Source organism: Rhizobium indicum, from assembly GCF_005862305.2.
Taxonomy (GTDB): domain Bacteria; phylum Pseudomonadota; class Alphaproteobacteria; order Rhizobiales; family Rhizobiaceae; genus Rhizobium; species Rhizobium indicum.
Map to the genome: position 1 here is coordinate 1245147 of NZ_CP054021.1, position 14311 is coordinate 1259457.

Sequence of the window (14311 nt, forward strand, 5' to 3'; positions counted from 1 at the left end):
GCGCGTGAGTTTCGAAAAGCGGCATTCGCAACTTGGCGGTAGGGTGAAAACACACCGGACAACCGGCCTGATTCGGCAACAAGAACCGGACGGGGAAACAGGATGGGCAACGACAATGTGGTTTCTGATCAAAGGATCCTTCTGGTTTGGCCTCGTGCTCGTGCTTCTTTCCGTCTTCAGCACGGAGAGTTCCGACAAGCTCGCCAACGGCCCGCAATTGCAGCTGTCCGACGCGTTCACGGCGGCAAGCGGCGCCTATGACTATTTGACCGGCATGTGCTCGGAGAAGCCCGAAGTCTGCGCCAAGGGTACGGAGACCCTCACCGCACTCGGCTACCGGGCCCGCGAAGGCGCCCGCGTTGCCTATGAACTTCTCGACAGCCAGTTCAAGGACGAGGCGCCGGCGACCGCAAAGCTTGCCGAACCGCAGATGCCGGTGGCGCTCAACATGCCTTCCCTCACCACGCCTGCCATCCAGGAAAAGGTGCGCGAGGCAAAAGCCGCGCTCAACCAGCCGATGCCTTACCGTCCGCCGGTCGAAGATGACGCCTCCTCTGAGACGGTGGTGACCGGCGCGATCCCGCTGCCGACGCCGAAGCCGGCGACCTGACGAAATTCCTGCGGGTAATCGCCCGCAACGCATTTGTTCTTACGCAATTCCAGTCGGAAAACCACTTCGCACTTTTCCTGGAATTGCTTTGAGCTTGCATCGGTGGTCCGCATGACGCGGAGATGCCCCATGCCTGACGTGCCTGCCCTGTTTAATTCAGCATGTTGCTGCGCCGTGAGGATGCCCATCCCTCACGGCGTTTCTTTTTAACGGTTCAAATCTGCCGGTCTTTCACCTATATGCAGTCTTAGAGCACTTCCTGACGCATTCCGGACGCAAAACCGCTGCGCACTTTTGCTGGAACTGCTTTAATAGTGAAAGGCTTCTCCATGGCATCCCTCGACCAGATCATCGACGACTTCGCTTTCCTGGACGATTGGGAAGATCGCTACCGTTATGTCATCGAGCTCGGCAAGGCGCTGCCCGACCTGGCCGAGGAGAAGCGTACCTCGGAGAACAAGGTGATGGGCTGCGCCAGCCAGGTGTGGCTGGTGAGCCATACAGCAGGCGATCCCGACAATCCGGTCATGAGCTTCGAGGGTGATTCCGACGCCCATATCGTGCGCGGCCTCGTCGCCATCGTGCTTGCCACCTATTCCGGCAAGACCGCATCCGAGATCGCCGGGCTCGATGCCTTCGAGATATTCTCGAAGATCGGCCTGGTGGAGAACCTGTCATCGCAGCGCTCGAACGGATTGCGCTCGATGGTGAACAGGATCCGCGAAGAGGCAAGAGTCCGCGCTGCGGCTTGACCGCGATCGTGGCTGGCCGGCTTTGAGAGCCGCAATCCAGTATATTAACACTTGCTCATAGTATAGGAATACATTCTAAGCCTGTCGGCAAAGCATAAGACGGGATCTCTTACGCTGCCGTGGGCGTCCGGCCGAATCAGTTGCGACGCTCGAAATACCCGAAAGGTATTTCTTCGTCTTGCGAAGGCACAAAAAAGCCGGGCACAAGACCCGGCTTTTGTCGTCGATGCTTTCGAAAAAGCTCAGCCGCGGCCGCGCTTGCGGCGCTGCCCGAGGCCCATCTCCTTTGCCAAGCGCGAACGCGCTTCGGCATAAGCGGGCGCTACCATCGGGTAATCGGTCGGCAGGTCCCACTTCTCGCGGTATTCTTCCGGCGAGAGGCTGTGATGCGTCATCAGGTGACGCTTGAGGGACTTGAAGTTGCCGCCGCATTCCAAACACGTGATCTGCTCGTCCTGTACGGACTTGCGGACAGAAACTGCAGGCTTCTGTTTTTCGACGATCGCCGCAGCAGGCTGCGGTACGGACGTGTTGCTCAGTGCCGAATGCACGTCGGAAATCAGATTGGCCAGGTCGCTGACCGGTACAACATGGTTGCTGACATAGGCCGCGACGATGTCGGCTGTCAGTTCCACAAGCAGCTCCGGCGCACTGCCGGTCGCTATATCCGTCATATTCTTTCTCCTGTTAGCATGCTCAAACGGTCTTTGACTGACACGCCAAAGACCCGCCTCGTAGAAGCGAACAGCAAAAGCACAGGAAGCGACCTTCTGTTTCGAAAAACGCGAAATCCACCCCTAGATTCCGAAGAGCGTGACCTGTTCTTATACTGCCTGACTGGAAACCACTACGTCATGCCCCAGGCGATGGCCTCAGTTTAGACATTAAAAATCAAAACTGACGGACTTGGAAGCAGTACGATTGCAATTCACAATCAGAACTCTACTTGCATTTTCAAATACCATCGTTTGGTCGAAAGGCCAATTATTATTTGTCGTTTTTCTTGAGAAAAAATGACAGATGAAGAATTGAGGGGCTCTTCGGCAAGCTTTACTCACAGCTTCCTGTGCATAAGTTTTGCATAAATCTGGTAAAGCCGCCGAACAGCATAGGCTCAACGATCCCTGATATCGTCACGGACCGAGAGTGCACCGAGATCATATCCCGAACGATGGGCAGCTCTGGCAAGCAGATGGGCCGCCACCGGTGCCGTCAGCAGAAAGAAGACGAAACCGGCAATGGCGCGGGCGAGAATCGCCGGGTCCTGCGAATAAAGGCCGGCGGCAAGGAGCAACAGGCCGGAGCCGACAGTCCCCGCCTTCGAGGCCGAATGCATGCGCGTATAGAGATCAGGCAGCCGGACCAGGCCGATCGCTGCCGCAAGCGCAAAGAGCGAACCAACGATCAAAAGCAAGGCGGTGACGGCAGCCACGATATAATCGATCATCGCTTCTTCCCCCCTGCCCGGCGTTTTTGCGTGTTGCCATTTGCCGCAGATGCGGACGGCTTCGATTTGATGTTGCCGCGCGACAGCACGAATCGGGCGAAGGCGACAGTCGCCAGGAAACCGACGAGGCCGAGCGAGATGGCAATATCGATATAGAGCGAAAAGCCTGTCTTGACCGCGATGACGGCGATGAAACCGATAGCGATGCCGGTCAGCATGTCGAGGGCGAGGATCCGGTCCGGCAATGTCGGGCCGGCAACGACGCGCCACACAGTCAGAATCAGCGCCAGGCCGAGGATGACGAGTGCGGCCGAGGACGCGACCGCGACGATGGCGGCAGGTGTGATCACCGGAAGGCCTCCATGATCTTGCGTTCGAAACCGTAGGCAATATCACGCTTGGTCGCCTCCGGATCGGAACAATCAAGCGCGTGCACATAGAGCGTGCGGCGATCTGTGGAGACGTCGACCGAAAGCGTGCCTGGAGTCAGCGTGATGAGGTTTGCAAGCAGGGTGATCTCGAAATCGCTCGTCACCGTCAGCGGGAAGGCGAAGATGCCGGGCTTCAGCTTCATATCGGGCGAGAGCACGGTGACCGTGACCTTCCAGGCCGAGAGCGACAATTCCTTGAGGAACAGAGCGGCGAGCGAGAGTACCGGGAGGACGCGGGGGATACGTCCCTTGCCGCCGAAGGATTCGCGGATGATGACCAGCGCCAGGGCCCCGAGCAGGACGCCGAGGACGAGATTGTGCAGCGAGGCGCTGCCGGTAACAGTGACCCAGGCAGTGGCAAGCAGCAGGTTGAAGAGGAAGAAGATCACGGCGCGCGCCCTTCCGGGAAGACCGAATGAAGATAGGCCTGGGGATCGGCCAGGCCGGCGGCGGCCGATTGCGACAGCGCCAGCAACTGTTCCGGCAAGATGCCGAAGCCGATGACCAGCGCGGTCAGCGCGGCGAGCGGCAGGCCCGTGCGCCACCTCGGTCCGGACGGCGTCAGTGCTATCGCCGCCGGGCGCCAATAGGCGAGCAGGAAGAGACGACCGAAGGCGATCGTCGTCAGAAAACCGCCGACGAGGATCGAGGTTGCCAGCCACCAGGCGCCGAGATCGAGCGAGGCCTTGACGAGAATGACTTTCGGCCAGAAGCCGGAAAAGGGCGGCAGGCCACAGGCGGCCAGGAAGAGCACGAGGGAGAGCGCGGTGAAGCCGCCGCTTTGCCTGTAGAGCCCGCCGAGCGACGACAGCGAAAAGCCGCCGCCGCGCCGGGCGATCTCGCCGGCGGCAAGATAGAGCGCCGTCATCAGCACCATCGAATGGAGCGCATAGAAGACAGCGCCGCTGATGCCGCCAAGGCCGCCGAGGGCGACGCCGGCGAGCATGTTGCCGATGCCCGATATGACGACATAGCCGAACAGCCTGCGGATATCGTTTTCGGCAAGCGCGCCGAGAGCGCCGACGACAATGGTCGCGGCGGCGGCGAGTGCGATCACCGGGCTCAATTCCTGGCGCTCCACCGGCAGCAGCATGACCATCACCCGGATCAGCGCGTAGATGCCGACCTTGGTCAGCAGGCCGGCAAACAGCGCCGAGACCACGATGCGCGGCGTATGGTAGGCGGCGGGCAGCCAGAAATTGACCGGGAAGGCTGCCGCCTTCATGCCGAAAGCGAGCAGGAAGAGGCTTGCCAGCGTCATCAGCGGCGCCGTGCCGCGCAAATCCCCAGCTTTTGCAGCGATATCGGCCATATTGAGCGTGCCGAAGGCGGCATAGAGAATGCCGACGCCGACCAGGAACAGGGTCGTGGCAATCAGATTGAGCACCGCATATTTCAGCGCGCCGTCGATCTGCTCACGTTCGGAACCAAGGATGATCAGCCCGAAGGAGGAGATCAGCAGCACCTCGAACCAGACATAGAGATTGAAGATATCGCCGGTGAGAAAGGCGCCAGTGACGCCGGCCATCAGCAGCATGAGCAGTGGGAAGAAGCCGTATCGCCGGCCGCTTTCGCCGATATCGGCCAGCGCATAGATGCCGCCGGCGAGCGCGGCTAGGGCCGCGGTGAAGGCCATCAACGCACCGAAGAGATCGACGGTGAAGGCGATGCCGAAGGGCGGCAGCCAGCGGCCCATGACCATGGTCAGCGGCCCCTCGGCCGCGACCTTGGCAAGCAGCGCCGCATCGATCAGCGCCAGCGCCGCAAGGCCGGGGATGGCAAGCCAGGCCTGCAGACGGGGATAGCCGCGCAGCATCAGCAGGACGGCACCCAGCGTAATGCAATGGGCGACCGGCAGGATGGCGAGCCAATGCCCGATCGGCACCGGGGCGGCGATCAGGGCGGCAGAGAGATCGACGGTGGTGGGGGCGGCCATCAGATGGCGCCTCCGCTGTCGCGAGAGAGGGCCCGCCGTGGGGCACCCCCCTCTGCCCTGCCGGGCATCTCCCCCACAAGGGGGGAGATCGATAGGTGGCCAAGGCTTCCCCCAACATCGGCGTCGACGCCCGTAGCTCTATGGCTGCTGTCATTACCCCGCAAACTGATCAACGCCGATCGGCCTAGACGAGGCTTCGCCACTTGCCGATCTCCCCCCTTGTGGGGGAGATGCCCGGCAGGGCAGAGGGGGGTGAGCATCCGCACCGCGGTGGCGATCCGGGCAGTGGAAAGATCGATGATAGAGGTGGGGGCGGCCATCAAGTGGTGCCTCTGCTACCGCGAGAGAGGGCCTGCCGTGGGGTGAGCATCCGCACTAACATCCGCCTCAATACCCCAATGGCGGCAGCGGCCGGTCGTCGGGCTCGGCGGCGCGCATGTCGTTGGTGTCGTCGGTGCCGAGGTCCTGATAGGCGCGGTAGGTCAGCACCAGCAGGAAGGCGAGGAAGGAGAAGGAGATGACGATCGCCGTCAGGATAAGCGCCTGTGGCAGCGGGTTGGCCGTGCCTGCGGGCAGACTGTCGAGACCCGCCGGGATGATCGGCGGCACCTCGCGCGTCAGCCGGCCGCCGGTAAAGAGCAGCAGATTGACGGCGTTGCCGAGGATGGCGATGCCGAGCATGATGCGGATCGAGAATTTCGACAGCATCAGATAAATGGCGGCGGCGAAGAACAGGCCGACGAGGATCGCCATAAGCGGCTCCATCATTCCACCTCCTTTTCTTCCAGTGCCAGAGCGATCGAGGTGATGGCGCCGAGCACGACGAGATAGACGCCGACATCGAAGAGCATGACGCTCGACAGCGGCACCTCGGCGCCGAAAAGCGTCGGATAGATCCAGAGGCCAGTCATGAAGGGAACGGCAAACAGGATGGAGAAAAGACCGGCCGCGGTCGACAGGAGCAAGCCCAAGCCGGCAATCGACAGCGGATGGAAAAACAGCGCCCGGCGAACGGCGCCAACGCCGCGGGCAATGCCGTAGATCGCCAGTCCCGAGGCAGCGATCAGCCCGCCGATGAAGCCGCCGCCCGGCTCGTTATGACCACGCAGCAGCACGAAGACGGAAAAGAGCAGCATCAGCGCGGTGAGGAACGGGGCGACGGTGCGGAAGATGAGGGTGTTCATGCGATCAGCCCTCCGCCGCGGGATCATTGGCGGCAAGCTTGCGCTCGCTGCCGGCGCGAATGCGGATCAGCGCCAGGATGGCAAGGCCGGTAACCGCGACGACGGCGATTTCGCCGAGCGTGTCGGTGCCGCGGAAATCGACGATGATGACGTTGACGACATTGGCGCCATGGGCGATCGATTTGGAATAGGCGTTGAAGAAGGCCGTCAGCGCTTCGTTGAACGGCGCCTGCGTCGCCCGCATCAGCAGAAGCGTGAAGCCGAGGCCACAGGCAAGCGCCAACGCGCCGTCGAAGAGCTTGCGGCCGAGCGGCCGCCGATCGGCGGGAGAAAGACGAAGCCTGGTCATGACGAGGGCGAGGATCACCACCGAAAGGGTTTCGACCATGAACTGGGTGAAGGACAGATCCGGCGCGCCGAACAGCAGGAAGATGATGGCGACGGCGAAGCCCTGGATGCCGAGCGAAACGATCGCCGTCAACCGGTCGCGGGCAACCAGCACGGCGGCAAGGCCGAAGGCGGCGATCAGGAGGACTGCCCATTCATAGAGCCTGACATCGGCCGGCCAGGCCGGAAGGCGCGGCAGTTCACCATAGACGACGAGCGGGACGATGAGGATGGCGGCAACGCAGAGGAAGGTGCAGGTGACATAGATCTCCAGCCTCCCCGGCTGGAGCACACGCATGAGGCGGCCGGAAAAGCGGACAAGGCCGGATATAGCAACATCAAAACCATGGTCCGGCCCAGGTCCGGCCGCGCGCAGGAAAACGGCCATCAGGAAACGGGCGCGGGCGAGCTGCCAGTAGACGCCGATGCCGAGCAGCACGGTCAGGGCAGAGAGCGCCAAGGGCAGGCCGATATGCGGCGTCAGCGAAATGTCGATTTCGACGGGTGTCTGGCGGATGGCGGATGCGATCGGCGAGGATAGGACGATATGGGTGAAGGTCGAAAAGATCGCCGCGAGCAGGCCGAGGACGGCGAGAACGGCCGGGCCGAGCCAAAGCAGGACGGGCGCTTCGTGCGGCGGTTTCGGCGTCTCCACCGGTTGGCCGATGAAGGGTTTCAGCGCCACGGCGAAGGCGACGGCAAACATCAGCGCATTGCCGAAGACGGTTATGGCGGTAAAGGTGAGTGCGCGGACATCGCCACTGACGAGCGCCGTATAGATCTCCTCCTTGGCGAGGAAGCCGAAGAAGGGCGGCAGGCCGGCCATCGAGAAGGCCGCCGCAAGGGCGATCATCCAGGTGACCGGCATCGCCCGCATCAGGCCACTGAGCCTGGTAATATCGCGCGTGCCGGTCTCGTGATCGATGATGCCGGCGACCATGAAGAGCGCGCCTTTGAAGAGGGAATGCGCCACCAGATAGAGCGCCGCCGCCTCCACCGCATGGTCCGAGCCGAAGCCGATCAGCATGACGAGCAGGCCGAGCGAGGAGACGGTGGTATAGGCGAGCTGGAGCTTCAGGTCGGTCTGGCGGATGGCAAGCGCTGTGCCGACCACCAGCGTCAGCCCGCCGAAGAAGGGCAGTAGGATCTCCCAGGCAGGGGTCGCCCCCATGACGGGATTGAGCCGCATCAGCAGATAGACGCCTGCCTTCACCATGGTGGCTGAATGCAGATAGGCGGAAACCGGCGTCGGCGCCTCCATGGCATTCGGCAGCCAGAAATGGAAGGGAAATTGCGCCGACTTGGTGAAGGCGCCGCCCAGGACCAGAAGGAGGGCAGCCAGATAGAACGGGCTTTCGCGCACGATATCGCCTGCGCCGATGAGCTGTGACATCTCCGTGACGCCTGAGATGTTCCAGAGCAGCAGCAGACCGGCCAACAGGCAGAGCCCTCCCCCGCCGGTCACAACAAGCGCCTGCAGGGCGGCGCGGCGAGCCGCCTCACGCTCGTGATCGAAACCGATCAGCAGGAAGGAGGTGATCGACGTCAGTTCCCAGAAGACGAAGAGCATCAGGAAACTGTCGGAAACGACGACGCCGAGCATCGCGCCCATGAAGAGGAAGATGAAAGAGAAGAAGCGGCCCTGATCCTTGTGTCCTTTGAGATAGCCGCCGGCATAAAGCACGATCAAGGTGCCGATGCCGGTGATCAGCAGCGCGAAAGCCAGCGACAGGCCATCGAGGAACCAGGAGAAAGAGAGATGATAGCTCGGCACCCAGGAATAGCCGCCGGTAACGACCTCGCCGCGCGCGATCTTGGGAATGAAACGCAGGAAATGCAGGAAGGCGAGCAAGGGAGCGATCGCCAGGAGCCAGGCACCGTTTGCGCCGAAGATGCGGATGACGAAGGGGGCGGCAAGAGCGCCGACGAGCGGCAGACACAGGGCCAGAAATGTCAGAGCCGTGACATCGGCCATGTCCCCTCCTCTACTGCATAATTCAAAATGTTACAGTCCTTTGCACGTCCGACAAGGCGCGCGGCGCTGTAAAGGCAACAGACGAAAACCCGGAGAAAACCGGCCTGTCCTCTGGCTTAGGCGAAACGGGGGAGCGTCTCAAGTGATTTCGGCCGCGAGCCGCACTGCATGGTGATGTTCAAAGCCGATCAGGCCGTCGATCTCGAAAGACGCGTCAGCAGCCGAGCGATGCAGCCGTGGAGGATGAAGACCACAAGCGTCAGCGGCCAGAGCAGACAGGCGACGAGCCCGGCGAGACGATGAAGCGTCACGCCGTCATGGTTGGCCCAGCCTTCCAACAGTGTGACCGCCATGGCTGCCACGGCCACGAGGCCGTAGAGCAGGACGATTGCTGTTTCAAACACCAGTGATTCTCCAATGCACGCAACATTAACCCTAACAGAAAACCCCTAACGGATGTAAAAGCAAGCCTCTTCCCCTAATTGGGTATGCGGCCAATCTCATGGCGCGCCAGCGGGAGACTTGATGAACTGAACGCGGCGCACCACATTTCTCGCGAAACGGAACCCGCCCCTCGGCGAAAGGAGCACCTCATGTCCGAAACTGCGACCACCGCCAAGATCCACAAGACCGACGCCGAATGGAAAGAGCAGCTCACTCCCGAGCAGTACCGCATCACGCGCCAGCACGGCACCGAACGCGCCTTCACCGGCCCCTACTGGGATTCCTTCGAGACAGGGCTTTACCGCTGCGTCGGCTGCAACGCGCCGCTTTTCCGCTCCGATACGAAATTCGATGCCGGCTGCGGCTGGCCGAGCTATTTCGAGGCGGTGTCACCCGAAGCGGTGATCGAGCATCGCGACACGACCCACGGCATGGTGCGCACCGAAATCCGCTGCGGCAGCTGCGACGCCCATCTCGGCCACGTCTTTCCCGACGGCCCGCCGCCGACCGGCCTGCGCTACTGCATCAACGGCCACTCCATGGTGTTCGAGCCCGGGATGTAATCGCCCGGCCCCGTAATCGATGCGGCTCATCCGGTGCGATGGGTCGCTGAGTTTCCCTGTCGTTCACACTATCGATGGATCGATGATCCCGAGAGAAGGCCGATGGCGCGCGATATCCTGACGACGGACCGGCTGACGCTGCGGGAGATCACCCCTGCCGACCTGCCGTTTCTTCACCGCATTTTCGGCGATGCCGAGTCCATGCGTTATTACCCCAGGATAAAGAGCTTCGACGAAACCGCGCGCTGGTTTCAAAGGCTCGCCTTCGACAGTTATGCCAGTCACGGCTTCGGCCTCTGGGCGGTGACGGACCGGCAGAGCGGCGCTTTGCTCGGCGATTGCGGCATCACGCTGCAGGAAACGTCCGCCGGGCTGGAACCAGAGATCGGCTACCATCTTTGGCGCGACCATTGGGGCAAGGGCTATGCGGCCGAGGCGGCGGCCGCCTGCCGGGATCACGCGCTTCACACCCTTGGCCTGGCGCGCATCGTCTCCATCGTCAGGCCAGACAACATTCCTTCGCAGCGCGTTGCGGAGCGGGTGCATCGGCGGCGGGAAACATTCGCCAAGGCCGGCAACCCTGATGGCGGCATGATCGAATTCTACCTCTACATCACGGACCGGACATAGAGCGGCTCAGACCCGCCTGATCACTCGTGCTCGGCGGGACAGGGCCAGGTTGTCGGTGCGGAGAGGCCGGCCGGCAGCTTGGTCGAGGCATCGCCGCAGGCAAGGTCGATCTGCGCCTGTTCGAGCCCGGTTGCGGCCGAGAGGTCAAGGCCTTCGATGCGGGTCAGGAACATGAAGGCGCGGTCGAACATCGGCGTTGTTTCGAAAGTGGCGCCGGAGAGGTCGGCACGGGAGAGATTGGCGAAAGAGAATTTCGCCGCCGTCAGCACCGCCTTGTCGAAATCGGCGCGGCCGAGCTCGGCCTTTTCGAAGCTTGCGCCGGCAAGTCGGGCACCGGCAAAATTGGCGCGCTGCAGCTCGGCGCCGGCAAAGGATGCACCATCGGCGGCGATACTGGCGAAGCTGGAGCGATAGGCCTCGATCTTGGCGAAGTTGGCGCCTTCAGCGTGTGCGCCCTCCAATGAGGCACGCACCAGTGTCGCCTTCTCCAGATTGGCGGATTTGACGTTGGCACCGGCAAGGTCGGTCAACGAGAAATCGGTGCCGACGAGATTGGCGCCTTCGAGATCACTGCCTTGCAACATCAGGTTCTTCTTGGTGCAATCCTGCCAGTCGAGCTTCGGCGAGGCCAGGCTGCCGCAATCGGCGGCTCGTGCGGCAACCGGCGGAAATGCCAAAAGGACGAGGGCAAGGAGACCGAGCGACGATCCGTGCATTGCCATTGAACTATTCACCCCCATGACGCTTACATGACGCTTTCAGGCCGCCTTTCGCGAAGCAGCCTTCCATTTTCTTACACAGCTCAGACTACAATAAAAAGATGGCGCGCGCCGTTCACAATGGATTGCGGTCCGGCTTTTCCTGGAAGGCGGTATCTACCTTGCCGGGCAGGCGGATAGTCCGCCTTGCCGGGCACGTGGATCAATCCGCCTTGCCTGGCAGGCGAAGCTCCATGCAGGTGAGGTCCAGCCAGCGGCCAAACTTGGTGCCGACTTCGGAAAATCTGCCGGCGATGCGGAAGCCGAGCTTTTCGTGCAGCCTGATCGAGGCGGTGTTCTCCGCCTCGATGCCAGCAATCATCACATGGATATTGCCGGCCGCAGCACGCGCGATCAGTTCCCGCATCAGCCGCTCGCCGATGCCGCCACCGCGGCAATCCTTGTCGACATAGACGGAATGCTCGACCGTGTGGCGGTAGCCGTCGAAAGGCCGCCAGTCGCCATAGGAGGCGTAGCCTGCGACCTTGCCCGACATTTCGGCGACGATGACGGGAAAGCCCCGCGCCCTGCGCGCCCTGAACCATTCCAGCCGGTTTTCGAGATCGACCAGCGTGTCGTTCCAGATCGCCGTCGTATGCTCGACAGCGTGATTGTAGATATCGCGAATGGCGGAAAGATCGGCTTCGGTGGCGTCGCGGAGGAGGACAGTGTCTGTCATGGTGCTCGGGTTCATATTGTTTGCGAAGGCGGGCATACGCCCCGCCTGCAAAGATGTAAACGGCGGATGCGCACTAGGAACGGCTTCGGGCACATCAGTCGTTCAGAGGCCCGGCGCCGACAGGCTGAAACAGGTGAAGACGGCCGAATAATGCACGGCCGCGGCGGTGACGACGAAGCCGTGCCAGATGGCGTTCTGGAAGCGCAGCTTCTCCCAGACATGGAAGATGACGCCGAGCGAATAGATGACACCGCCGATGACGATCAGCAGCATCGAGGCGGCGGGAATGCGCGAGGCGACGGGCTCGGCCACGAGCACGCCGCTCCAGCCCATGGCGAGATAAAGCAGGATGGCAAGACGGTCGAAACGCCCGGGAAAGGCGCATTTCAGGACAATGCCGACGGCGGCAAACAGCCAGATCGCGACCAGCATGAACAAGAGCAGCGGATCGTCGGCGCCACGTTCGAGGAAGGGCGTATAAGTGGCGGCGATCAAGAGGAAGATCGCCGAATGATCGAAGCGGCGCAGATACCACTTCGTGCGCGAGACCGGCCAGGCGTTGTAGGAAAAGGAAATGGCAAGCGTCAGCACCAGCCCGACGCCATAGATCCAGGCGGCGGCGAGCGCGCCATAGGAACTCCAGACCGTGGCGTAGAAGATCAGCACGGTGGCCCCGATCAGCGCCAGCACGAGACCGACGCCATGGACGATACCGTCGGCGATCAATTCGTATCTATCATAAGCCCAGCGAATGCCGTTGAACTCGCCCATGCACGCCAATCCGTTTCATACCCGATTGCAATCGTCGCATCGAACGGACGGGCGCGCAACTGCGGCAAAGCGCACGGGCGGTAAATCTTCGTGACAGGCAGCAGGGTGAAAAGTCAAACCTTCTGACGGTCAACCAGCACCGAGCATTTGGCATGGCGCACGACCCGATCGGCGGTGGCGCCGATGAAGTAGTTGGAAAAGTCGGGAACGTGCGAGGCGACGATAATCAGGTCGGCGCCGTGGCTTTCGGCGGCCGAGATGATCGCTTTGGCAGGCGGGCCGTTGCCGATCTCGACAGTTGCCGCAACACCGGCTGCGGCAAGCAGTGCTTGCAGCTGCTCGCGGCTGTCCTTCATGACGTCCTCGACCATATTGGCCGGCAACTCGATCGCGACATAACTCGGCACATCTTCGATGACGTTGAGCGCGATGATCTCACCGCCGTCATCGAGCAAGGACGCGGCCTTGCGGAGGATCTTTTCTCCCTTTTCGATGCCGCCGAGCGCGATCGCTACGATGATCTTTCTGTACATGGCTTCCCTCCATGACTGCGATGCATAAGCTTCCTCTAAAGAAGATATGAACGCATCGATCGCAATCAAGTGGGCGCAAGTCATCGTCAACATCTGCTCAACGCTTCATCCTCAAAAACGGGTCTTCTGTGAACAATCGGAATGCGCCATATAGGGATCAAGTACGGCAACCGAGGGGAGATCAGAGGCTAATGAACCGGCGAAACTTCCTCGGGCTTGCCACGGGCGGCATGTTTGCCGCCACCGCCGGTACGCCTTCTATCCTACGGGCCAATTCAGAGGCAGGAGAACAAGCCATGACGACCGAAACTTCCTATGCGCTGACGCGGCCCGCCTATATCGACCAATCGCACCTGGTCGTGACCGACCTCGGTCTGGTTTCCGGCTTCTACCAATCGATGCTCGGCCTGAAGGTGATCGAGAAAACGGCGAGCGGCGAAGTGCTGGGTGTCGGCGACCTGCCTTTGCTGACGCTGACGACCGCAAAGAATGCGACCATCGCGCCGCGCAATGCCGCCGGCCTTTTCCACACCGCCTTCCTGATGCCGGACCGGACGGAGCTCGCGCGCTGGCTGCGCCATGCGGCACAGAATAACGTCGCGCTCGACGGCGCCTCGGACCATCTCGTCAGCGAGGCGATCTATCTTTCCGACCCCGAAGGCAACGGCATCGAGATCTATGCCGACCGGCCGCACGAACAATGGAAATTCCATGAGGACGGCATGGTGGAGATGGCGACGCTGCGCCTCGACCTGCAGGCGCTTTACAACAGCGCGCCTGATGAGCGCTGGGACGGCATGGCTGCGGGGACGGCGATCGGCCACCTGCATCTGCAGGTCGGCGACATCCCGCAGGCAGACGCCTTTTACCGCGACGTCCTCGGCCTCAAGCTGATGGCGCGTTATCCGGGCGCGAGCTTCTTTGCGAGCGGCGGCTACCACCACCATCTCGGCGCCAATATCTGGAACAGCCGTGGCGCCATGGCACGCGCCGGCAATATGACCGGGCTTTCGGACTACAAGGTCCGTTTCAATGACAAGGCGACGCTGGATGCGGCGGTCGCCAAGCTCGACGCGCTGGAGATCAACAGCGAGAAGCGCGACGGCGGCGTGTTCCTGAAAGATCCCTGGGGTATCGGCCTGACGCTTTCGGCGTAACTCCTGCAACAACGGATCAGCCCTATCGGTTGAAGGAATAAGGGCGGAACGGCC

18 protein-coding genes are annotated in these 14311 nt (G+C 61.8%); 5 read left to right on the forward strand and 13 right to left on the reverse strand.

Annotated elements, in window-relative coordinates; genetic code table 11:
* Positions 1-115 precede the first annotated feature (115 nt).
* Positions 116-610, forward strand: a complete 495-nt coding sequence (locus tag FFM53_RS06160; protein WP_029875299.1) for a DUF5330 domain-containing protein — start codon at positions 116-118, stop codon at positions 608-610.
* Between the two features lie 329 nt (positions 611-939).
* Positions 940-1362, forward strand: a complete 423-nt coding sequence (locus tag FFM53_RS06165; RefSeq protein WP_017959631.1) for a SufE family protein — start codon at positions 940-942, stop codon at positions 1360-1362.
* A 242-nt stretch (positions 1363-1604) separates the two neighbouring features.
* On the opposite strand, the gene FFM53_RS06170 is transcribed toward FFM53_RS06165, so the two are convergent.
* The 9 genes from FFM53_RS06170 to FFM53_RS06210 form a co-directional block, all read right to left on the reverse strand.
* On the reverse strand, positions 1605-2036 hold the full coding sequence (locus FFM53_RS06170; protein ID WP_003546634.1) for a Ros/MucR family transcriptional regulator: 432 nt from the start codon (positions 2034-2036) through the stop codon (positions 1605-1607).
* Between the two features lie 440 nt (positions 2037-2476).
* Positions 2477-2809 (reverse strand): monovalent cation/H(+) antiporter subunit G, encoded by a 333-nt coding sequence (gene mnhG / locus FFM53_RS06175; RefSeq protein WP_138328509.1) that lies wholly within the window; start codon positions 2807-2809, stop codon positions 2477-2479.
* A complete protein-coding gene (locus FFM53_RS06180; RefSeq protein WP_138328510.1) occupies positions 2806-3159 on the reverse strand; it encodes a cation:proton antiporter in 354 nt (117 codons plus the stop codon). The genes mnhG and FFM53_RS06180 overlap by 4 nt, the downstream gene beginning before the upstream one ends.
* Positions 3156-3629 carry a Na+/H+ antiporter subunit E gene (locus FFM53_RS06185; protein WP_138328511.1) on the reverse strand — a complete coding sequence of 158 codons (474 nt, stop codon included), beginning with the start codon at positions 3627-3629 and terminating at the stop codon, positions 3156-3158. Before FFM53_RS06185 ends, FFM53_RS06180 begins: the two co-directional genes overlap by 4 nt.
* Entirely contained in the window at positions 3626-5176 is a 1551-nt protein-coding gene (locus FFM53_RS06190; protein WP_138387725.1) for a Na+/H+ antiporter subunit D, read from the reverse strand. Before FFM53_RS06190 ends, FFM53_RS06185 begins: the two co-directional genes overlap by 4 nt.
* A 387-nt stretch (positions 5177-5563) precedes the next feature.
* Positions 5564-5941: a Na+/H+ antiporter subunit C gene (locus FFM53_RS06195; protein ID WP_138388020.1), complete on the reverse strand. Its 378-nt coding sequence runs from the start codon at positions 5939-5941 to the stop codon at positions 5564-5566.
* Positions 5941-6360: a Na(+)/H(+) antiporter subunit B gene (locus tag FFM53_RS06200; protein WP_138387726.1), complete on the reverse strand. Its 420-nt coding sequence runs from the start codon at positions 6358-6360 to the stop codon at positions 5941-5943. The genes FFM53_RS06195 and FFM53_RS06200 overlap by 1 nt, the downstream gene beginning before the upstream one ends.
* A 4-nt stretch (positions 6361-6364) precedes the next feature.
* Positions 6365-8722 (reverse strand): putative monovalent cation/H+ antiporter subunit A, encoded by a 2358-nt coding sequence (locus FFM53_RS06205; protein WP_138387727.1) that lies wholly within the window; start codon positions 8720-8722, stop codon positions 6365-6367.
* A 188-nt stretch (positions 8723-8910) separates the two neighbouring features.
* Positions 8911-9126, reverse strand: coding sequence for a hypothetical protein (locus FFM53_RS06210; protein WP_130667720.1), 216 nt, complete (start codon positions 9124-9126; stop codon positions 8911-8913).
* Between the two features lie 189 nt (positions 9127-9315).
* Between FFM53_RS06210 and msrB the strand changes: the two genes are divergently transcribed.
* Together msrB and FFM53_RS06220 are read left to right on the forward strand one after the other, a co-directional pair.
* Positions 9316-9729 (forward strand): peptide-methionine (R)-S-oxide reductase MsrB, encoded by a 414-nt coding sequence (msrB, locus tag FFM53_RS06215; protein ID WP_138387728.1) that lies wholly within the window; start codon positions 9316-9318, stop codon positions 9727-9729.
* 102 nt (positions 9730-9831) lie between these two features.
* The gene (locus FFM53_RS06220; RefSeq protein ID WP_138387729.1) at positions 9832-10359 is read left to right on the forward strand and encodes a GNAT family N-acetyltransferase; all 528 of its coding nucleotides are present in this window, start codon (positions 9832-9834) and stop codon (positions 10357-10359) included.
* Between the two features lie 20 nt (positions 10360-10379).
* On the opposite strand, the gene FFM53_RS06225 is transcribed toward FFM53_RS06220, so the two are convergent.
* From FFM53_RS06225 to FFM53_RS06240, 4 genes are all read right to left on the reverse strand, one after another.
* The gene (locus tag FFM53_RS06225; RefSeq protein WP_138387730.1) at positions 10380-11081 is read right to left on the reverse strand and encodes a pentapeptide repeat-containing protein; all 702 of its coding nucleotides are present in this window, start codon (positions 11079-11081) and stop codon (positions 10380-10382) included.
* 199 nt (positions 11082-11280) lie between these two features.
* The gene (locus FFM53_RS06230; RefSeq protein WP_138387731.1) at positions 11281-11832 is read right to left on the reverse strand and encodes a GNAT family N-acetyltransferase; all 552 of its coding nucleotides are present in this window, start codon (positions 11830-11832) and stop codon (positions 11281-11283) included.
* 66 nt (positions 11833-11898) lie between these two features.
* Positions 11899-12567 carry a PAQR family membrane homeostasis protein TrhA gene (trhA, locus tag FFM53_RS06235; protein WP_029875311.1) on the reverse strand — a complete coding sequence of 223 codons (669 nt, stop codon included), beginning with the start codon at positions 12565-12567 and terminating at the stop codon, positions 11899-11901.
* A 113-nt stretch (positions 12568-12680) separates the two neighbouring features.
* The gene (locus tag FFM53_RS06240; RefSeq protein ID WP_003546608.1) at positions 12681-13100 is read right to left on the reverse strand and encodes a universal stress protein; all 420 of its coding nucleotides are present in this window, start codon (positions 13098-13100) and stop codon (positions 12681-12683) included.
* Positions 13101-13291: 191 nt separating this feature from the next.
* On the opposite strand from FFM53_RS06240, the gene FFM53_RS06245 reads away from it, so the two are divergent.
* Entirely contained in the window at positions 13292-14257 is a 966-nt protein-coding gene (locus FFM53_RS06245) for a VOC family protein (protein WP_171599346.1), read from the forward strand.
* Positions 14258-14311 lie beyond the last annotated feature (54 nt).